21 protein-coding genes and 1 pseudogene are annotated in these 19,414 nt (G+C 33.9%); 2 read left to right on the forward strand and 20 right to left on the reverse strand.

Annotated elements, in window-relative coordinates; all coding sequences use genetic code 11:
• Positions 1–409: 409 nt before the first annotated feature.
• The 16 genes and pseudogenes from cobM to D1866_RS05110 form a co-directional block, all read right to left on the reverse strand.
• Positions 410–1,171, reverse strand: a pseudogene (cobM, locus tag D1866_RS05035) (precorrin-4 C(11)-methyltransferase); the annotation flags it as partial.
• Positions 1,161–1,823 (reverse strand): cobalt-factor II C(20)-methyltransferase, encoded by a 663-nt coding sequence (locus tag D1866_RS05040; protein ID WP_152942335.1) that lies wholly within the window; start codon positions 1,821–1,823, stop codon positions 1,161–1,163. The pseudogene cobM and the gene D1866_RS05040, both read right to left, overlap by 11 nt.
• The gene (cbiT, locus tag D1866_RS05045) at positions 1,820–2,392 is read right to left on the reverse strand and encodes a precorrin-6Y C5,15-methyltransferase (decarboxylating) subunit CbiT (RefSeq protein ID WP_152942333.1); all 573 of its coding nucleotides are present in this window, start codon (positions 2,390–2,392) and stop codon (positions 1,820–1,822) included. The genes D1866_RS05040 and cbiT overlap by 4 nt, the downstream gene beginning before the upstream one ends.
• Positions 2,392–3,435 (reverse strand): cobalt-precorrin-5B (C(1))-methyltransferase CbiD, encoded by a 1,044-nt coding sequence (cbiD, locus tag D1866_RS05050; RefSeq protein ID WP_152942331.1) that lies wholly within the window; start codon positions 3,433–3,435, stop codon positions 2,392–2,394. The genes cbiT and cbiD overlap by 1 nt, the downstream gene beginning before the upstream one ends.
• Positions 3,419–4,180, reverse strand: coding sequence for a precorrin-3B C(17)-methyltransferase (locus D1866_RS05055; protein WP_152942329.1), 762 nt, complete (start codon positions 4,178–4,180; stop codon positions 3,419–3,421). Before D1866_RS05055 ends, cbiD begins: the two co-directional genes overlap by 17 nt.
• Positions 4,173–5,174 carry a precorrin-8X methylmutase gene (locus D1866_RS05060; RefSeq protein WP_152942327.1) on the reverse strand — a complete coding sequence of 334 codons (1,002 nt, stop codon included), beginning with the start codon at positions 5,172–5,174 and terminating at the stop codon, positions 4,173–4,175. The genes D1866_RS05055 and D1866_RS05060 overlap by 8 nt, the downstream gene beginning before the upstream one ends.
• 46 nt (positions 5,175–5,220) lie before the next feature.
• Positions 5,221–5,976, reverse strand: coding sequence for an AAA family ATPase (locus D1866_RS05065; protein ID WP_152942999.1), 756 nt, complete (start codon positions 5,974–5,976; stop codon positions 5,221–5,223).
• A gap of 332 nt (positions 5,977–6,308) precedes the next feature.
• The gene (locus D1866_RS05070; RefSeq protein WP_152942325.1) at positions 6,309–6,962 is read right to left on the reverse strand and encodes a cobalt-precorrin-7 (C(5))-methyltransferase; all 654 of its coding nucleotides are present in this window, start codon (positions 6,960–6,962) and stop codon (positions 6,309–6,311) included.
• Positions 6,963–7,934 carry a cobalt-precorrin 5A hydrolase gene (gene cbiG / locus D1866_RS05075; protein WP_152942323.1) on the reverse strand — a complete coding sequence of 324 codons (972 nt, stop codon included), beginning with the start codon at positions 7,932–7,934 and terminating at the stop codon, positions 6,963–6,965. It lies immediately after the preceding gene.
• 139 nt (positions 7,935–8,073) lie between these two features.
• Positions 8,074–9,003, reverse strand: coding sequence for a zinc ribbon domain-containing protein (locus D1866_RS05080; protein ID WP_152942320.1), 930 nt, complete (start codon positions 9,001–9,003; stop codon positions 8,074–8,076).
• 130 nt (positions 9,004–9,133) lie between these two features.
• Positions 9,134–11,086: a formate dehydrogenase subunit alpha gene (gene fdhF, locus D1866_RS05085; RefSeq protein ID WP_155861071.1), complete on the reverse strand. Its 1,953-nt coding sequence runs from the start codon at positions 11,084–11,086 to the stop codon at positions 9,134–9,136.
• A gap of 90 nt (positions 11,087–11,176) precedes the next feature.
• Complete coding sequence (locus tag D1866_RS05090; protein ID WP_013776800.1) at positions 11,177–11,530, reverse strand: nucleotidyltransferase domain-containing protein; 354 nt, start codon at positions 11,528–11,530, stop codon at positions 11,177–11,179.
• A complete protein-coding gene (locus D1866_RS05095) occupies positions 11,503–11,895 on the reverse strand; it encodes a HEPN domain-containing protein (protein ID WP_013776801.1) in 393 nt (130 codons plus the stop codon). The genes D1866_RS05090 and D1866_RS05095 overlap by 28 nt, the downstream gene beginning before the upstream one ends.
• Entirely contained in the window at positions 11,895–12,488 is a 594-nt protein-coding gene (locus D1866_RS05100) for a YkgJ family cysteine cluster protein (RefSeq protein WP_152942316.1), read from the reverse strand. Before D1866_RS05100 ends, D1866_RS05095 begins: the two co-directional genes overlap by 1 nt.
• 17 nt (positions 12,489–12,505) lie before the next feature.
• On the reverse strand, positions 12,506–13,051 hold the full coding sequence (locus tag D1866_RS05105) for a hypothetical protein (RefSeq protein WP_152942314.1): 546 nt from the start codon (positions 13,049–13,051) through the stop codon (positions 12,506–12,508).
• Between the two features lie 199 nt (positions 13,052–13,250).
• Positions 13,251–15,359, reverse strand: coding sequence for a hypothetical protein (locus tag D1866_RS05110; RefSeq protein WP_152942312.1), 2,109 nt, complete (start codon positions 15,357–15,359; stop codon positions 13,251–13,253).
• A 75-nt stretch (positions 15,360–15,434) separates the two neighbouring features.
• Between D1866_RS05110 and D1866_RS05115 the strand changes: the two genes are divergently transcribed.
• The gene (locus D1866_RS05115) at positions 15,435–16,589 is read left to right on the forward strand and encodes a hypothetical protein (RefSeq protein WP_152942310.1); all 1,155 of its coding nucleotides are present in this window, start codon (positions 15,435–15,437) and stop codon (positions 16,587–16,589) included.
• On the opposite strand, the gene D1866_RS05120 is transcribed toward D1866_RS05115, so the two are convergent.
• On the reverse strand, positions 16,586–17,116 hold the full coding sequence (locus tag D1866_RS05120; RefSeq protein WP_152942308.1) for a zinc ribbon domain-containing protein: 531 nt from the start codon (positions 17,114–17,116) through the stop codon (positions 16,586–16,588). The genes D1866_RS05115 and D1866_RS05120 overlap by 4 nt on opposite strands.
• A gap of 92 nt (positions 17,117–17,208) precedes the next feature.
• Here D1866_RS05120 and D1866_RS05125 point away from each other — a divergent pair, with 92 nt between their 5' ends.
• The gene (locus tag D1866_RS05125) at positions 17,209–18,420 is read left to right on the forward strand and encodes an MFS transporter (protein ID WP_152942306.1); all 1,212 of its coding nucleotides are present in this window, start codon (positions 17,209–17,211) and stop codon (positions 18,418–18,420) included.
• Positions 18,421–18,423: 3 nt separating this feature from the next.
• Here the strand turns inward: D1866_RS05125 and D1866_RS13410 are convergent, their stop codons facing one another.
• The 3 genes from D1866_RS13410 to D1866_RS05135 are packed head-to-tail and all read right to left on the reverse strand — an operon-like array spanning position 18,424 to position 19,341.
• Positions 18,424–18,630, reverse strand: coding sequence for a hypothetical protein (locus D1866_RS13410; protein WP_231136421.1), 207 nt, complete (start codon positions 18,628–18,630; stop codon positions 18,424–18,426).
• Positions 18,587–18,883 carry a PaREP1 family protein gene (locus D1866_RS13415; protein WP_231136422.1) on the reverse strand — a complete coding sequence of 99 codons (297 nt, stop codon included), beginning with the start codon at positions 18,881–18,883 and terminating at the stop codon, positions 18,587–18,589. Before D1866_RS13415 ends, D1866_RS13410 begins: the two co-directional genes overlap by 44 nt.
• 41 nt (positions 18,884–18,924) lie before the next feature.
• A complete protein-coding gene (locus D1866_RS05135; protein WP_152942304.1) occupies positions 18,925–19,341 on the reverse strand; it encodes a hypothetical protein in 417 nt (138 codons plus the stop codon).
• Positions 19,342–19,414: the final 73 nt, after the last annotated feature.

A 19,414-nucleotide genomic window follows, 5' to 3' on the forward strand; every position in this document is an offset into this window, starting at 1 on the left:
CCACTTCTCCTTGACTCTTCTCATTAGTATTTAATAAAATCAATGTTAATAATATTTATAAACTTCTTTCTTCATAACATTTATTCAGACCATAGATGGCAAAGAAAGGAAAGAAATCAAAGGGACAGTCACAAGGCGGAGAAAGCAAACAATAATGACCTAAGGTAATTCTTTCTTACGATTAAGTTAATCCTCTTTTCTTTTCCGCTATTATTTCCTCAGCTTCTAACCTTAGTTTAGGATTGATCTTACCTTCAGATAGAACTTTCTCCATTTTACTTATTAGTTCTTTTTCATTTCCTCTACCTTCTTTTAGGGCGTTAATTAATTCCTTCAAGTACTCCTCTGCAAATATTTTATCTACGGAATACCTAGCCTCAAAATACTTTAGTTTATCCTGATTAGCTACCCTAAAGCCGGTATAATGATTTTCATCATATGCACTTGATTTGAATTCATACTTCTCCGGAGTTAATATCTTTCCTACTACTATTACTGCGTCCCTAGTAATTTTCTCCTTTTTAACCTTCTCCGCAATATCCTTTAATGTGCCTTTTATTATCTTTTCCTCTCCTTTCCAAGTAGCCTTATAAACTACTGCTATAGGAGAATCCTCAGAAAGCCCTCCTTCTTTAAGTTCTTCAACAACCTTATCAATTATATGAACTCCCGTATAAATAACCATTGAGGCTCCTTTATTTAAGAATGGAGCATAATCCTTTATCGAACCTTCCATGGGAACTGAGGCTGAGGCTCTGGTAATAATTAAAGTCTGAGAAACTCTCGGGAGAGTAAGTTCTATACCTAAAGAACTTGCTGCAGCAATTGCAGCAGTTATTCCTGGAATTAATTCATAGTCGATTCCCTCTTTCTTTATTGCTTGTAACTCCTCATTTAAAGCTCCGTAAATTGAAAAGTCTCCAGATTTTAACCTTGCAACTAATTTGCCTTCTTTAGCTTTCTTTACCATTATATTAACAATTTCCTCATGCGTTAGTTCTGCAGTATTTATTATCTCAGCGTCCCTCTTAGCCCAATTTAATATTTCAGGATTTACTAAAGATCCTGCGTAAAGTATTACGTCTGCTTCCTCTATATACTTCTTTGCCTTTACAGTAATTAACTCAGGGTCACCTGGACCAGAACCTATAAAAGCTACCTTACCTTTCATTTTCCTTCACCTTACATATTAAGGTTGAGAAATAATCTTTGTCTTCGTCACCTTTTAATTCATGAATATTCTCTCCTTCCATGTAACACCTCCTAGCGTAAAGTATATTATAATAAGGAAATAGTAATTCCTTAATTTCCGCAAGGTTTTCATTTGCTTTCATTACCAATATTGTCTCGAATTTTCCATTCACTAGCTTAATTAAGTCCAGTCTATCTGCAGGAATTATTGCTATAGCCTCGTTTTTTAATGCAAGAGGAATTTTAACTTTTGATGGACAAGCAGTAATAGAGCTCACTCCTGGAATTATCTCGACGTCTTGGCAGTTAAGGAAGTTAAATACTCTGAAAAACGTACTGTAAAGGGTTGGATCACCTAAAGTTACGAAAGCCGAGACTTTCCTTCCATTTGATTTTTCGCAAATGATTTTTGCTATTTCTTTCAACTCTTCGTCTTTAACATCTTTCTTCATTGGAAAACCTAAAATAACTATTTCGCCTTTAGTAAATTTCTCAACTATTCCTAATGCTAGGCTCCTATTAGTACCAGTAGAATAAGGAACAAATATTACTTCAGCCTCTGATAATATTCTTTGAGCTTTCACGGTAATCAATTCAGGATCTCCTGGACCTAAACCTATAACATAAATCAAGGCTTCTCACCGTAAATAATGAAAATAGGATTTCTAGACAACATTGCATATCCCTTCGACGTTTTCATTCCTTTGGCAACAATTACCTCGATTATTTGAGGATTATAATTCATTGAATTAAGTACCTCCATAGCTTTCACTGCGGTCTCTAAAAGTATTGCATCAAGGACTATTCTCCCTTTCTTCTTCAGAATTTCATTAGAAGCCATTAAGCTTTCCTCAAGTCTTTCAGACCCACCTACAAATATTGCATCTACTTCTTCCCTTATTTCTTTTAATGCATCAGGAGATTCTCCTTGTATAATAGTCACATTACGTAAATCAAATTTTTCTACATTTTTCCTAATTAATTCTACAGCATTAGGATCCTTCTCTATGGCGTAAACCTTACCTTTGCTTCCAACGAATAACCCTGCCTCAACTGTAACACTCCCGGTTCCGCTACCGATATCTACAAATTTTGCACCGTGGAAAAGCTTAGCCTTAGATAAAGCTAATACTCTAATTTCCTCCTTAGTCATAGGAATTTTTTCATCTCTTATAAACATTTCATCCGGAATTCCTAACATTATAAATCACCTTCTTTAGCTAAGACTTCACCATTATCTGAGAGTATTATAACACCGAGCTTAACTCCAAATTTGGATAAGCGTGAAAGGACTCTTTTAGCAACAATCTGCATTACTCTTCTTCTCTCCTCTGGAGTCAAAAATTCTAAGGCTTCTGATATGGTCAAGGATTCTGCTATCCTCTTTAGTTTTTCTAAAGGTACTCCTGCTATTAACGCCGAATAGACTATGCTTTCTATTCTAGCATCACCGAATTTGCTATGGGTATTTAAAAGACCCGCCGAAACTTTAGTAATTTTTCCGGGAAGGCTAACTATTACCACGTGAGAAAAACCCTCGTCTTTCGCTAATTTTATACTATCTCCAACTCTATCGCCTATTTTTACAACAATGTCGCCGTAGATCTTCCTCGCATATTCAAAGCTTGTATTTCCCGGAGCTAGAACTATCTTATTATTTCCAGAAGCTTTTATTACGCACATTTCAGCTTTTATATGCTCCAAATAATCCTCGTCACTTACTGGGTATTCAATTCCGGTGGTGCCTAATATAGATATTCCGCCCTCAATTCCAACGTCGGGATTCATTGTGTTTTTAGCTAACTCCTCGCCCTTAGGTACTATAATCGTAATTTTTATTCCTTCCGTCGTAACTTCGCTTACAGCGTCAATTATCATTTGTTTAGCTATATGACTTATTGACTTTTCACCGATTTCCAACTTTAATCCCGGTCTAGTTACTACTCCTATTCCTTTTCCTCCTATAATTTGTATTCCAGAGGAAGAAAATTCACTACAAGAAATTATTTCTAAACTGTCTAGAATATCTGGATTATCTCCGGAAAATTTCTTCACTTCAGCGCACCTTTTACCTTCTTCATCAAAATACTTTTCAACCGGAATCTCGATCCTTATTCCTATAGGAGTAGGAACTACTACCTTATCCGGTTTTTCTCCTCTTACAAGGTAAATTACCGAAGCCTTTGATGCTGCCGCTGCAACAGCACCAGTGGTTATTCCAAACCGTTTAAGAGTTTGAATCAATGACGTGTAGATCGTACCTCCTCTCGTATCCTCTTGGTGTAATTATTTTATTGTTACAAATATAAGACTTTGAATTTCCTACAATAATTGTTGTAATCATGTTTATTTTATTCAAAAACTTCTCCCAAGTAGATAAGGTTGCTATCATAATTTCCTCGTCTTCCCTATAAGCTGATTTTACTATACCTACTGGAACGTCAATTCCTTTAACTTCCTTTATAATTCTCATCGCCTCAAGTAATAAAGGCTTATTTATAGGATTGTACAAGACTATAACGAAGTCTCCTTCTGCGGCTTTCCTCACTCTATTAAGGATTTCCTCAGAAGGAATTAGTAAGTCGCTTAGACTAATTACTGCAAAGTCCATTGATAGTGGTGAGCCTAATTTAGCAGCAACAGCATTTGCTGCGGTTATTCCTGGAATTATTTGAATCTCTACATTAACATTATTTTTACAAGCCATGTCGTAAATTAAGCCTGCCATACCGTAAACTTGCGGATCTCCGCTAGATATTACAGCAACAGTGTGACCTTGTAAAGCCTTTTCTATTGCAACTTTTGCCCTAAATACTTCTTCCTTCATTTTTGCAGTTATTACTTCCTTGCCGTCAGTCAAGTCTTGAATTAACTTAGCGTAAGTAGTATAAGCAACAATAACGTCGCTTTCCTTTATAGCCTCAAGCATTTCTAACGTCCTTGCTTCCTTTCCTCCCGGACCTATACCTACAACGTAAATTTTACCCATTTTTACCACGTGCATAACGAATTATTTCATTCATTATTGAGACTGCAATATTACTTCCTCCGTAATTGCCCCTAAGTACTATACAAGGAATATCAGTAGAGATTAACTTCTCCTTTGCCTCAACGGCGTTAGTAAATCCTGGGGGAGTTGCTACTATTAAAGGAATTTCAACTCCTTCTTCCTCGTGCATCTTTATTGCCTCAACTAATGCGGTTGGAGAATTACCTATAACTACTATCTTAGGTTCTTTTGAAAGTCCTATCCTTATTCCTGCAGCAGTTCTAGTTATCTTTAATTTTTTAGCAAGCTCTACTGCATCGTCTAAATAATTTTCAGCGTTCCACCTCAATCCTGCCTTAACCATCTTAACGTCAGTTAATATTCCTACACCGGACTTTAACGCTGAAACTCCCATTTCTATTGCGTCTTTGCTTATGTAAATATGTCTTGCAATCTCCAAATTTCCGCTCGCATAAACTGCTCTACTTATTATTTCCAACTCTTCTCCGTCTTTTCCAGTTATTTCCCTTACTTTCTGCCTTGATAATTCCATTGAATTCTCTTCTATTTCCTCAGGATCTTCCAAAAAATTGAAGGAGTTGTCTTTTCTTACTGCTGAGGAAATTCTGTAAAACAATGATAACTTAACTAACGGAGAATCTGCCAAAGGTCTTGTGAAATAAACTTTAACTTTCCTACCTTCATACTGGGCTTCTTCCCATTTGTAAAATTCGTTAACTCCAAAGGAACCCATTATGTCTTTAGCGACGTGATTCCCTCTACCTAAAAAAGCTAGAGCGAATATGAACTTATTAATTCCTTTTTCCAACAAAGATGAAACTAAATTCCTCCAATTTGGCTCAGTAAATTCATTATGAGATAAATAAACTGGAATTTGTAGCTTATCTTCAACGTATTTTGCTACTCCTTCCATATCTTCAACAAACGTATTCCTCCTTGAGCCGTGAGTTATGATTATAATTGCTGTATCCATATTAATGGATAGCTTATCCAGAATATAAATATGTCTTTTATAAAGATTATTCTTTGAACGCTCTACCTATTAACGGCTCTGAAGGACAGTATCGATCGTCAACTTTAGTTAACCATGAAGAATCGAGCAGGTGATTTAAATAATTACTAAGCTCCGAGTCTGAAATTTTTATTCCTTCTTTTGCTTCTAATTCATTCTTTATTCCACTCCAATTATTGCAATTAGCTGTAGACTTCATTATGGTATAATATCTTTCTTTAGCTATCATTTTATCTAATAGAAAATGCTCAAATTCGCTTATAATAAACCTCTTAGCATAATTTAAAGTTTCGTTCATTGCTTTATCGAATTCTCTTATTTCATAATATCTAAAACCAAAATAAGTTAACCAGCCAGGAATTCCTCCAAGTTCGTTATAGACTTTCTCATAATCGCTGAAATCTACTTTCAATTCTTCAAATCCTCTTCTGAGGAATTCTACTGCCTCTTCTTTAGTAAAAGGTTTTAGTTCAACCCTTGAAAATGCCCTGCCAAATAATGGAGATCCCGCATCTTCCAATTTTAGAAATTTTAGTAATAAGCCTATTTCTGAACCGCTGAGTATTATTTTAACTTTCCTCAAATTATCAAAGGCATAAGCTAAAGAAGGTAATATATTAAACCCTCTCATTTTATGAAGCTCTTGAGCCTCGTCAAGAACTAGAATTACCTTATCTTCAGCCCAATCGTTTAAGGAATCTAAGAGGGAAGAAAAGCTCACCCTATTTTCCTTCCCCCAACCAAAATAAATCTCGTTACCCATTATTTTTACTCCCTGGATTCTCTTTAGAAAATTGATAAGTTCTGGAAATTTTCTAGTTAGTCTATTAATCTCATTTTATAACTCTAGAATAAAATCTTTATAGTTGACGTAAATTTTCTCTTCAAACTTTCTTAAATCAACGTAAATGTAGGGATAGCCTAATTCCTCTAATGAAATCTTTATTAAAGAAGATTTTCCAGTTCTCCTTAAACCCAGTACTAAGGTTATTGGAGATAATAAGGATTTTACTCTTTCAATTTCCTTTTCCTATCAAAGAAGTCTTCTCTTCTAATTTTAGGCGCTGGATCAAATAACACTTCTACCCCTAGAAGTTAATAAACTGAAGGAACATAAACTATAGTTAAGTCCCCAAATTTAATATCTCCTTTTATTATTTCACTACACTTAAATTTCCAGATCTTCTCGTCAGGATATGTTAATTTTTCCATAATTGTTAAAGTTGGGTCTTCTTTCTCAAATTGAAGAGCTATTCTCTTGACGCCATCGGGATAAGGTTCTGGAATAATTAGTAAGTCCCTTCCTGTTTTTATCAAGTCCCTAAGCTTTGAATAATCGATTTCTCCCCTTACGTGTAATGTTACTACTATAACCTGCGTTAAGTCTCTTTCAACTATTTGTAAAGCCCTAATTATTGATGAGATCCCAGGAATTATTTCAAGACTAACTCCATATTCTTTAGCTAACTTTTTCAATTTATCCAAAAGTTGATAGTCAGAAACTGCTGGATCTCCATGATTTAAAAATGCGACTTCCTTATCCTTAGCTAAATTCATAACTTCGTTAAGTAATTTTGCCTCTTCCTTATAATTTAATGGAATTACTTTTTTGCCTTTGACGTACGCAGAGAACCTTTCTATTACGCTTCCCCAACCAGTTATTACTTCAGCACTCTTTATTTTCTCAATGCCCTTTAGCGTTATTAACTCTGGATCTCCTGGACCTACGCCTATAACATAGAGTGCCATTTAATCACCTATTGATGCAATAGAAACTGTTACTTCTCCTTTATAAGGAATTTTCCTCAAAATCAGTTTTGCGTTCTTACCTGCGGAAATTAGAGCGCAGGCCTCGGCAACGTTTCTTATTCCTAGCTCTTTTAATTTTTCGCTTTGGGGAGAAAGGCATTCGTCCTCGAATGAATTAACTTCGTCTAATGAGAGTAATCTAAATTTTACTCCTAACTTTTCAGCAACTTTCCTAACTTTTTCTCTAACGGAAGAAATCACTTCTACTTGCGATATATCTGCGTTTATTTTATTTAAGGCAAAAAGAATGGCCTCTTCTATTGTTCTCTCATCTGTTTCAATCTTACTGCCTATTCCTATAGAAAGTTTGAGAGGTTTTAAATATACTGCATTATCATTATTTCCCTGGTTTTCTCCTATTATGACAAAGTAATTGCAATCATCTCCAATTTTATATTTACCTTTAACTTTAGGTAATGCTTTCAAACCTTTTACGCAAACTTCTTCACCTCTTAAAAGTGCGGAAGTTACTTTCACTACGTTTTCAACATTAAGTATTTTACAATTTATTAACCTAGCAAATTCCTCAACACTTGTTATGTTAGATAATTCGCTTGCAGTAGTAATTACTGGTGTAGAACCCAATAATCTTGCAATTTCCTCTGCATATTCGTTAGCTCCCCAATGTGCCCCCAATATTGGGATCACAAACTTTCCTTCATCGTCTATTGCAATAACTGCAGGATCTTTATCTTTACTTTGAGCGTACTTGCATACTGTTCTAACTGCGCCGCTTAACGCCATAGTAAAGATTATTCCGTCATAACACTTCCAAATATTTTCAAAGTTCGCCTCCTTATAAGAGAAAAGAGAGCATGGAATTTCCCTTTTCTTCATTTCTTCACATAATCTCTCCGCTATATTATTTTTACTTGCATAGATAATAGCGAATCCTCTCCAGGCTCTCTCCATATAAGGAATTGTCACACGAACATAAATAAGAGCTCACTAAGGATTTTCATTAACAAGAATAATGCACGCACGATAAATGTACTATAGTTGAAATATACTATTATTATGAATTATAATTTTTAAATAAAAATTATTAACTTTATAAACAACTCTGAAACTGGCTCACAATTGATTGCATCTGAGAATTTGTAGGAGCTAAGTTTACAGCTAATACTGCAATTTCTTCATTATTTGATACTCCTTCAAATGCGCCTAAAGCAGATATAGAAGTTACGCCTAAAGATTGTAAGGGCGAAGATGATATTGGGAGTTGGCTTAATAACGTAGTATTAGCCGTTGACGTGTAATAATAATCTAATCCATTAAATGATGATAGTACAAAGCATATTCCTTGAGATTTAGCTTGAGCTTCAGCTGCTGAAATCGAAGCAGAATAACTAGAATTAGATAAGATCGAGTTTATTACGCTATAAGTCTCGGAGGCAGGACTAGGAGTATAATTCCAGTAAGCTCCAATAAGAATGATATAAGTTTTCTCGCCATTGGCTGTACCATTAATTATACTAAAAACTACCTTGGACGGATAGGCATTATAGATTATTTGATAAGCCGATGAACCGCTAAATGGTGGAGATAAAAGATTAGTAAATTGAAGACTATTATAGCTCTCATAAACTACTGTTCCATTTAGGTATTCCACTTTATATTCTCCATTGCCCATGTAGCTTGCGGTACCAGATTTACATTTAGCAGTAACCCATTTACCGCCGAACTCGCTCTGTGCAGTAGATGCTAATGCAGAAACCCCATGAGGAGATATTAATGGCAATACGACTAAGAATACTACTAAAATAATTATTATAGCTAATATACCACCAATAATAGCCTTTAATGGTATCTTTTTCTTAGGCGACTCTGAAGAGTTGCTATTTGCAGGAATATAAGGTGGTTGGGAATTAGGTTGCTGAGACTGCTGGTCTCCTACAGCCGAAAACTGATACCCGCATCTGACACAAAAGTTTGCATCGTCAGAATTCGGATATCCGCACTTTGGACAGTATTTTACCATTTGTATATGTTATTATCTATTATTAATAAATATTTTGGCTACAGATGCTTTATGGACTCCTACAAGCAACGTACTTAAACAAAAACTAACTTTATTACAATAAATCTGTTAATGAAGGAAAAGGTTCATCTTATTTTCTAATACTAACTACAGTGTACTTAAATTTGGGGGTCTTAGCTTCTTCGTCCATCTCGCTACATACAACATAATTTATTTCAGCATTATGCATATAAGCAAATACTGTTCCTTTCATTATTTCATTTGATAGCTTAACTCTAGCCTTTGCAGAACCGCATTCTGAAGATATTTCCACTTCATCTCCCTCCTTTATTCCCAGTCTAGTAGCATCTTCTGGATTAATAAAAATCTCTAACGGAATTTCTGGAAATCCAGACCTAACTATTAGTTCGTCAGTATTATAGTGAGTAACCTCCCTTCCAGTGATTAGAATCATACCTTTAGAAAGCTTTGGTTGCTCAACTGGGTGGAAGTGAGCTTTGCCATCTTCGGTTAGGAATTTTTCTTTATAAAGTACTTCATCGTTTTGCGGATATCTTGATGGCAATGAATAATCAGTTATTTCTCCAAAGTTGAGATTAGAGTATGATGATACCTCTTTTAGCTCATTAAATACTTCCTTAGGATCTGACGAGAAATTGAAACCGAATTTCCTTGCTATATCTGCTATTATTTCTAGCTCAGGTTTAGCTTCCCCTGGAGGATCAATAGCCTTGAATCTCCACTTTACTAACCTGTCCAAACTTGTCACAGAGCCTTCCTTTTCAGCCCACATTGCTGCAGGCAATATATAATGAGCAAACTTGGCAGTTTCAGTCATAAAGGAGTCGATAACGACCAACAAGTCTAGAGATGATAAGAACTTTTCAACTACTTTTCTATTAGGAAAACTCTTAGCAGGATTAAAGTTCATTAAAAATACCGCCTTTAAATTAGAGCCATACAGAGCTTCAGTAACCGTTTTACCCGGCTGAATAGGCGGTTTAAATCCCCAAACTTCCTTTAATTGTAAAGCATGCAACTCATCCATTTTACCATTAGGGAAGACGTTAGGCTTTATTAAATCTCCAGAACCTTGAACGTTAGCCTGGCCACGATATACTATTACACCTCCTCCTTCTATTCCAATGTTTCCAGTTAGCAACGCTAAATTAACTAAAGCTCTCACTCCGTTAACTCCTGAAGACTGAGTTAATCCTAAGCCCCAAGAGAAAATAACAGGCTTTTGTGAAATTAACTTGGCGAATTCAATTATTTTTTCTTTAGGAATTCCAGTTATTTTCTCTGCATCATCAATGGAATACTTGCTTACAACTCTCTTATAGTCTTCAAAGCCTTCCGTCCTTTGCTCAATAAAATTCTCATCAATTAATCCATTAGAAATTAAATAATTTGCAACAGCGTTAAATAAGTATATATCAGTAGAAGGAGAAATTTGTAAATAAAGATCTGCAATTTTAGCAATTCCTGTTAATCTAGGATCTATAACTATTAGTTTACCTCCTTTTCTTTTAAGCTCCACAATATATTGAGATATTACCGGATGGCTTTCCGTTGTTGATTCTCCTGCTATTACCAAAGCTTTAGCTTTAGGAATTTGAACAACGGAAGTCGAGGAGGCTCCTACTCCTAACATTTCCTTTAATGCTATTGCTGAAGGATCATGACATACTCTAGCACAAGAATCTACGTTATTAGTTCCCAACGCCCTTGCAAGTTTCATGAAAGAGTAAACTTCTTCCAAAGTGTTCTGGCAACCTCCGTAAAAGCCTACAGAGAAAGGACCGTATTCTTTAATTATCTTGTTTAATTTGAAATAAATCTCATCGATTGCTTCTTTCCATGAAATTCTTACGAATTTCTCACCTTCTTTCTTTAAAGGATATAAAACTCTATCTTCTGCATAAAGAGATTTAAAAGCAATACTGCCTTTACCGCATAAATGACCTTTACTAACTACATGAGTTTTATCAGGCAAAACCCTTACTATCTTACCTTCTTCAACTTCTAGATCTATACCACAACCTACTCCGCAAAAAGGACAAATGCTCTTAACCATCATAATAGATTATTTGTTTTTAGAAATTTTAAGAGTAATATTTCTAATTAAACATATTTCTTTTTAAACTTTATTTTATATTAGATCGTTCGTGTACTAAATTTCCTTATATACATCTATGAATTTCTTATACCAATTCTCGTAAGTTCTCCTAGTAACTACGTGAAACTCAAATAGAGAATAATGTTGTATTTTATCTCTAATATAATTTACAAGTTCAGCGTATTTATGAGGATTATCACCATATTTTTCAGAAATTATAAGAATATCAATATCACTATCGGGCCTAAAATTTCCCCTAATAAAACTACCAAATAAGATAACCTTAGCGTCAGGATCCTTTTCTATAACAGCTTCTTTAATCTCCTTCAAATATTTCTCAATATTATGTAGGATTTCTTTCCTTTCTTCATACATCATTTTTAGGATTTCTGCATAGTCTTTAGACAATTTTCTATCATTTTACTAAATTCCTCTCCTATTCTTAAAGATTTTTCAGCGTCATCCTTAGAAAAGGTTTGTGGTAAATATCTGCTAGAAATATATGAGAATTCTATAATAGAAATGAAATCCTTATTCTCCTCATAAAAATTACTTAAATTACAAGAGTTATCCAGAATATTTATTACATATTTAAAAAGTTCTGAAATCTTGTGAGTTTTAGGAAAATCTCCAGTAAGAGAATAGAGGAGAAATTTTAGATTCAGTTGAATACTCTGTTCAACATTAAACAAGACTAGATTATAAAAACCTCTCTCCATCGAGAACTTGGCTTGCTCAAGAAATTGTCTAGCGTTATCTCTCAGAAAGCTCATTATCCCTTTCTCTCATAAAGGCTTATAATCTTTTCTAGGAGTTCTGTTGGTGTCGGTTCTCTACCTTTTTCCTTTCTCAGTTCATCTACAATCTTATTCATAAATTCTTTTACTTTTTTTCCAGCAATACAAAATTCTGGAACTCTAAAGTCAGGAACACCGTTACCGTCATAGCTTTTTAACAAGTCTTCCTGCTCGTCTTCTGTAGCAAAGGGATAAGATAAACATGCGTAAGGTTTAAAAGAATTTATAGTACAAACCCAGTCCTTCTGAAACTGACAGGGTCTTGGTAACAAATAGAAACCGTTTTTCTTTTCCAAACGCAAGTCCTTTATATTCTTCTTCATTTCCTTAAAATCGTAATCATAAACTGGAACTGGATAACCTGCTTTACAACATTTTCCGCCACAAGTCTCACATTCCTTTCCCAGATCTATTACGTTGTTCATAGCAAATTGGTAAATTATTGAATAAATAGCAAACTTAGCTATAGGTACGTTGTATTGACTAAGAAAATTCACAATTTTTCTCAAACTTTCAACGTCAGCCCTTAAGGCTCTCTTTGTAAGAATATTTACTTCATCAGCGTTCATACTTACTCATTTTTATATTAAAATAAATTATTATCTTCAAAACCTTCTTTGAAAACTTCAAGAGGAGGATATAAAGGATAATCTGTAAAAACCTCTTTACTGGTTTGTACGGTCTCTGGTAGTCTGTAGACTTTGAGAGAGTAAATTGTTCCTTCTTCGCCTATGGAATTACCCCTCTTGAGAATATCAATTATTTCCTTACCTTGTTCTGGAGAAACCTCCATTTTTAGTTTATCCATCATATATTCTATCGTATATGCCAGCTGTGAATACAAATATTCATAAGCCTCTACCTTTACTGCAGGAATAATAACTTGTTTTTCTTTATCGTCTTTTAAATAGAGAAGTAAGTAATTATCGTGAAGTTTCTTCACGTACTTAAATGGTAAATAGAATGGAATATTCCTTACTCTACTTACAACTCCTTTATTTTTCTTATACAATCCTATGTATCTATAGAATCCCCCCTTATAATGGAGAAAGATGAATGATATATCATCTTTAGAAAAGTATGTTACATAGTCAGCCTCAGGAATTTCGTTCTCTGCAAGTATTAGTATCATAAAAATTAGTATGGATAAAACTTAATATTTTTTCAGTAAAAAGATTTCCTTAATCCATTAAAATTTCCTTATATAGAGTTGGTTGCCTTTCGGCAGTGAATCTATTAAATAATTTTGAAGCTAACTTTACTTCTACCTCTTCCTTTTCTAATTGCGTTTGCATAATTATATTGTAGAATCAACGTTAAAAAAGATTTTGTTAAAGTACTTCAAAATCCCTGCTTATGCGTCTTTCCCATAAATATTGGCTTACGAAGAACACTTTTGAAACGTCAAAATCAAAGAATATTGCATCAGTATTAATTACTTGAACTATAGGTTTAGGCTCTATTGATAAGATAATGGGCTTTTTAACCTTTATCCTGAAGGTTGTATGCTCTGGATGATCTATTATTACCTCAGAGTTTTCACCTTTTGGAGTTAATAGTAATTTTAAATTATATGTCACGACCGAAAATAGTTTTTCAACTGCCGAGTCGTTTAAAAAAGCAAATTTACTATTCATAGTATTTATTCTAACTCTGACGAAACTTGAATTCAATACTGGAATATAAACTCTGCTATAAGGCGAAAATGAATTAATTAGATAAGCCTCAACGTTAGATAACCTCAGTACATGATTTGAGCCCATTAAATTAGTTATTTCGTCACTTTCTACGTTCTTTCTTTTTCTATCGTCTTTTATTCTTGATGTCAAGAAGAGCAAGGAAGCTAGAAGATTATAATATGCTTGCGTCATACTATTTGAGGATTCTAAAACTCTCTTAATTTCCTCATATAATTCGTCGCTTTCAGAATAATACTTTATTATAGTTTCTAAATTTGTAGAATGTAGAGAGGATAATGAAGAAATCTCCTGTAAAATTAAATCCACTCTCTCCTTTATTTTCCCGGCATAACCTTTAAAGGTGTCATGAAACTCATCCTTAACTTCTGCTCCAGCGTAAAGCTTTATTAAAAGCGGAACTAGCATGTGAGGAATATTTCCGCTCATTATACCGTTATTTAACTCAAAATTATACTTCTTTGAAAGTTTTTCGATTACAGAGTACTTTAACGTAAAAGAAGGTTTTCTAGGATTCTCTGAAAATCTGCCAGAAGAGGCCGACAAGTAAAGTATTTTGCCTAATCCCTTGATAAATTTTCTAAACTCTCTTCTTAAGATTTTATCGTTAGCAGGAATAATCTTGAAATTAAAATCTCCTGAAAATGCCCTTCCTTCGTTTAATTCCATTTCCTTAATTCCGTTAACCGGAGTAATTGTAGAAGAATAGAATTTATTCACTATTCTTTCCAGGATCCTTTTCCTATTGAATGTCGGCGTTAAATCACTTATTTCTTCATCTCCTCTTTCTTCTCCAATGTACTTAGGCAATGGAGAAACCCAAGAATTATTTCTTAAAAATTTAGGTAACATCAAGCGTTGCTTTTTTGGCATTGGATAGATTACGTTGGCGAATGCGCCTTCTTTCTCGCTTTTATTAAGCCCATTTAAGCCTATAATTAAGATGGGTACATTGTAAAAGTATATTGGAAAAGAAATGGACGTAAAGTAATCGTAGCCCTTAGTCTCAACTATCTTAGGGGTATTTAAGGAGAAGAAAGCGTAAAGTTTTCCTTCTTCTAACTTTAATGAGGAAATTTCTTTGGGCACATTAAGGGAATTAATCCTATTTTTGATCTTTCTACATGTGAAAATCGCTTTATTCCTTTCGCACTCATACATCTCAACTTCTCCTGCGACGTTAGCAAAGGAAGTTATTTCCACCTTACTGAAATCGTTAAAAATTGATGGTAAGGGGTAGGAAAGAAGTTTTCTTTTACCTATCTTACCCCAAGAAAGGGTAAAATTGATCTTTCTACATAAAGTAAATCTCAAATTCTGTAAATCTTCCGAGTTTACAATAGCTTTCCTAACTATCTCAGAGAGTTTAGATAATTCCATTTCCTTAGGTGCTGAATATATATCTATAGAGAAATCAAAGCTTCTACCTTCTTGGGCAATTAGCTCTTCCACCCAAGGTATTATAAATTCAACTTCTCTCCTTCTATATAGTTTACCTAAGATGAAATCTGAGGAAGATATAGAAATTACCTTCTTATCCTTTTGGCTAAAAACTATTGCAAGATGAATTACGTTCGAAGTTATATCTCTAACCAGTAGTATGTATTTTCTTTCATCTTTCAGAGGATTAAATAGTTCCAGATTAACTTCTACCGATAGAGGTTCGTTATGCCCTCTAAGTGAAGTAGGCAACGTTAAATTTATTATGTTACCATCTCCAGTAACATTAGAAATCTTATACATTAAATAAATCTAGTAGATGGGAATAAATAACCTTGTTGAAGATTGTTTATTTATTTTACGTCCAATATTATCTAGATGGTCACTTACTTAGTAGAAAAGGAAATAGGAGGTAAGGAAGAACCTAAAGTAAGGATAATAAGGAGAACGGACGATAGACTTAGTTATACCTTTGACTCGTCTAGAATTTCTAGGCTTTATATTCCTTATACAATGAAAGAAAGAATAGACGAAATTATAGAAACTGTGAATAAAAGTCCCTTCACTAAATTAAGTAGAATAAGTAATGAAGAACTGGACAAGGTCCTTCTCATCTTAAGAAGATACCCAAACTTATTTAATTCAATAGACTTCTTTTCCGCGGATGATATAGTATTATCTGAATTTGATGAAGAAGGAAGAATTAATGGAAGAAAGAGAAAGTTTAAGATAAAGGACAAAATTTATGAAATAATGGGAAATAAAAGCATAATAGCTAAGGAAAAATATTATGAAATTGCTAAGAAAATTAATGCGTTAAAAGTTGAAATCACGTTTAACAGCTATGATAGAGGATTTAAGATATCGAGTCTTGGAAATTTGTTAATGGTTAAAAGTAAAAAAGGATATAAGGAATATTTCTTTGACAGGTTTTCCGTAATCATAGAAAGAATGCTAAAAAAAGAGGATATAGAAACTGTAAAGAAATACAAAGGAAAAATTTTCCATTTTACTAAAGATTACGGTACAACGCTAATAGATGGAATCGCATTAAAGAAATTCTATATAGATGGAAAAGAAAGTGGCATAGAAGAGCTAAGGAAAATAGCGGGAGAATTTTCTGCAGAAATTTCAAAGCATTCCTTTAGCTGGTTTAAAGGCCATGAAATAACTACTTCGCAAGTCCAAATTCCTCATACTCAGTTTGATTATTCAGTAGACGACCTAAATCTTCTAAAAGATATTTCTAATCTGGGCAAAGGATATTTCGTATACGGCAACCTTAACATTTATAGTTACGACTACGGATTTACTATAAAATTAAAAGATGGAAAACCTACTTTTTTCAAACTAAATGAAAGTGTGAAAAGTATAGATGCACAAAATTTTGATATTGTAGCTTCTGAAATTCCACCCTCGGGAAGAGGTAAAGTACTAATTTACACAACTCTTGGATTCAAAAAAGAGAATAACCTTAATCCTATAAAATTCACATCAAAGGATGGAATTAGGATGAAGAAGATTTCGCGTTAGAGTGGATTTCCACAATTCATACAGAACCTAGCATTAGGAGGATTTCTATATCCGCACGCATTACAAATTTTCTCTTGCATTGGAAGCATAGCGGGTTGCTGCATCATTGGTTGAAACATTGGTTGATTAAATGTAGGCTGTAACGAGGATTGATTAACTAACCTTTCTATCTCCTTCATTATGTCATGCTCTATTTTTACGTTATAAATCTCCTCAACGCCTTCTACTGCAGCCAATGGCATAAAAACCATTGCTGCTACAATATCCTCTGCAACTTCTCCTGCCTTTAACCAATTTGACATTCCAACGTCAACTTGTAAAAATCCTTGGCCTCCATAAAGCCTTACCGTAAAAGCCCTATCTGCACCAAAAATAGTCCTCAATATTCCTTCCTTTTTAGCTTGAACGACTACATAGCTGCCTGTTTGTAAAATTTGAGTTTTATATCCTTTTCCTGCCAACCAAGTTTCTAATTGCATTCCTAACTGGTACGGATCTACATATACTCCTTGAAAGGTCTTATTCATAAATCGAGACCATTAGGCTAGCTTAAAAACTTTTTTATAAAGTATCTAGAATAAGCTTAAAAAGTTAGATTCCGAACAAATCATGTTTTATTATGTCAGAAGACTTTGGTTTCAAATATTTACTTATTTCTAGAATATTTAGAAGTATAGGGTTAATTTTCGTTACTATCTCTTCTCCTCTGTACTTAAAGGCTTTAGGATATTCTCCTTTACTCATAGGTTTAGTGTTTTCAGCAGTTGTAGGATTTACTGCAATTCTTTCGCTTTCGCTAGGGTTTTTAGGAGATAGGAAAGGTTATAAGAAATCTCTAATGATAGCTGAAGGAATATCCGCTCTAGGAGTTCTTTTACTAGTAATAACTCCTACATCGTCTTTCGCACTACTTTCTACCTCGCTTATATTATCTGGAATAACTGGAAGCGCTACGGGAATGAGGGGACTTTTCTCTCCAGGTTTAACTGCGTTAATTGCTACTAACTGGAAGGAGGATTTTGAGAGAGTTAAAAAGATAGGCCTTCTCTCTTCTGTAGCATCTTTATCGTCAATAGGAGGAAGTTTAATGTTAACTTTCATGGATTATTTACCTTTTGGTAAAATAGGAAATTACAAATTTCTATTCTTTATATCTTCTTTATTTCTAATTTTATCCTTCACTTCTCTTTTATTTGTTAAGGAAAATAGGGAAAAGAGAAGAATAAAGAAAGAAAAAATAATGAAAAAGAGTAGTCTAAAATACGTTTCTAAAGTCATATTATCGAATTCTATTGGAGCAGTAGGTATAGGAATGAGCATTCCTTTACTTTCTCTATGGTTTTCATTATTCTATCATGCTACAGATTCTGAAATAGGAGAGATTTTTACATTGAATTATGTATTTACGTCACTAGGTTCATTTTTAGCTACCAGGATAAAAGGAAACATCCTTAGGCTTGCGTCACTTACTAGAATAATGAACGGAGTATTCTTAATTGCTATGGCGTTATCTCCTTACCTATTTCTTGCAGGACTAATGTACATCCTTAGAGGATTAAATGCAGGCTTTGGTGCACCTAATAGGACTGCAGTAAATATAAAAGGAATTTCTCCAGAAGATTACGGAACAGCGTCAAGTCTTCAAGGACTAGCTACAAGGTTTTCACAAATGAGTTCAAGTATTGGAGGATATTTAATGGAAATAGATCTTCCATTACCTTTAGAAATAGGAGGATTACTTCAAGCAATAAGCGGGATAATATACTTAAAATTATTCAGAAAAGATGTGGAAGAAAGGTCAATCAACGCTGAAACAAAAACTGTTCAATAATTCTCAACTTTTATCTATAATTTCATTAATTTTCTTTATTAAATATAAAATATCTCTAGAAGCTGTTATTACATCTGGATAGATGCTTACTAACATTTCCTTATCTGGGCCGTTATATTGAAAAGCCTGAATATGCAAAGCTTTATCTACCATCGCATCCAGTTCCTCATCTAGTAACTGTGCAACTCTCTTCAAATAGGTAGTAGGCATAACTGTTACTATTCCATTCTGCCTTTTCTACTTTTTTCCCGTTTCTTAATTTCACTTTACCCTTGTATTCCTTATTATCAACAGCTTTAGCAGCTACTAAAGCTTTTACGGCTTGAAATATCTTACCTGCAGCATTTCTAGTTAACCCTTGCTCGAGGAATTTCTTTGCTAGCTCTGCCTCGTATTTAGCTTCTTCAAGCCTTACCTTCTTATATGCCTCTTTATTTATCCAAGATTTCGGTAATTCATCCACATGTTTAAAGTAATAAAATGAGGCTAATAAAGGGAAAACTGTTATTTCTTTATCTCTTTCAAAAGTTTCTGTTTTATCTCCCTCGCACTACCTGAAACTGCTTTGCTTTTTCCCTCATGCATATAAAATACAGTAAATCTGTCTGCATCATATTCCTCAACTTTCTGAATTTTTATTCCCTTGAATTTCCTCTCTAAGCTTACCTTTAGTTTCTTCTCTTTTCTTATAGACCTTGCTACAAAGTTGACTTTTTTAAGAAGTAATTCTAATTTCCACTTTTCCCAATTTTTAACGGTTGACAAGAATTCAAATTTTTTAGCTAAAGAATCTATGAACCTGACTAAGTCATCTAATGACGAGAATTTTTCCTTTCCAGTCATAAATCTCTTAAGAAAGAAGGCTATATTGGTAACCCTTTCTCTTTCATCTTTAAGAATACTTCTACTGTTAACAGTCATTAAAATACTTTTGTTAAATAAGCTTAAAAATGTTGAGATCCCTTTTACTTGCTTTGAATAAATTAATAATCCT

It is taken from the genome of Acidianus ambivalens (assembly GCF_009729015.1).
Classification (GTDB): Archaea; Thermoproteota; Thermoprotei_A; order Sulfolobales; family Sulfolobaceae; genus Acidianus; species Acidianus ambivalens.

What these genes read in the sequence shown, in the direction of transcription:
- D1866_RS05060 (WP_152942327.1), bottom strand. Translation starts at nt 5,174, where the DNA reads ATGGATACAGCAATTATAATCATAACTCACGGCTCAAGGAGGAATACG.
- D1866_RS13410 (WP_231136421.1), bottom strand. Translation starts at nt 18,630, where the DNA reads ATGCCTACTACCTATTTGAAGAGAGTTGCACAGTTACTAGATGAGGAA.
- D1866_RS05100 (WP_152942316.1), bottom strand. Translation starts at nt 12,488, where the DNA reads ATGAACGCTGATGAAGTAAATATTCTTACAAAGAGAGCCTTAAGGGCT.
- D1866_RS05125 (WP_152942306.1), top strand. Translation starts at nt 17,209, where the DNA reads ATGTCAGAAGACTTTGGTTTCAAATATTTACTTATTTCTAGAATATTT.
- D1866_RS05080 (WP_152942320.1), bottom strand. Translation starts at nt 9,003, where the DNA reads ATGGTAAAATACTGTCCAAAGTGCGGATATCCGAATTCTGACGATGCA.
- D1866_RS05105 (WP_152942314.1), bottom strand. Translation starts at nt 13,051, where the DNA reads ATGATACTAATACTTGCAGAGAACGAAATTCCTGAGGCTGACTATGTA.
- D1866_RS05065 (WP_152942999.1), bottom strand. Translation starts at nt 5,976, where the DNA reads ATGGGTAACGAGATTTATTTTGGTTGGGGGAAGGAAAATAGGGTGAGC.
- cbiT (WP_152942333.1), bottom strand. Translation starts at nt 2,392, where the DNA reads ATGTTAGGAATTCCGGATGAAATGTTTATAAGAGATGAAAAAATTCCT.
- D1866_RS05070 (WP_152942325.1), bottom strand. Translation starts at nt 6,962, where the DNA reads ATGGCACTCTATGTTATAGGCGTAGGTCCAGGAGATCCAGAGTTAATA.
- D1866_RS05110 (WP_152942312.1), bottom strand. Translation starts at nt 15,359, where the DNA reads ATGTATAAGATTTCTAATGTTACTGGAGATGGTAACATAATAAATTTA.
- D1866_RS05120 (WP_152942308.1), bottom strand. Translation starts at nt 17,116, where the DNA reads ATGAATAAGACCTTTCAAGGAGTATATGTAGATCCGTACCAGTTAGGA.
- cbiG (WP_152942323.1), bottom strand. Translation starts at nt 7,934, where the DNA reads ATGGAGAGAGCCTGGAGAGGATTCGCTATTATCTATGCAAGTAAAAAT.
- D1866_RS05135 (WP_152942304.1), bottom strand. Translation starts at nt 19,341, where the DNA reads ATGACTGTTAACAGTAGAAGTATTCTTAAAGATGAAAGAGAAAGGGTT.
- D1866_RS05055 (WP_152942329.1), bottom strand. Translation starts at nt 4,180, where the DNA reads ATGGGTAAAATTTACGTTGTAGGTATAGGTCCGGGAGGAAAGGAAGCA.
- D1866_RS05115 (WP_152942310.1), top strand. Translation starts at nt 15,435, where the DNA reads ATGGTCACTTACTTAGTAGAAAAGGAAATAGGAGGTAAGGAAGAACCT.
- D1866_RS05095 (WP_013776801.1), bottom strand. Translation starts at nt 11,895, where the DNA reads ATGAGCTTTCTGAGAGATAACGCTAGACAATTTCTTGAGCAAGCCAAG.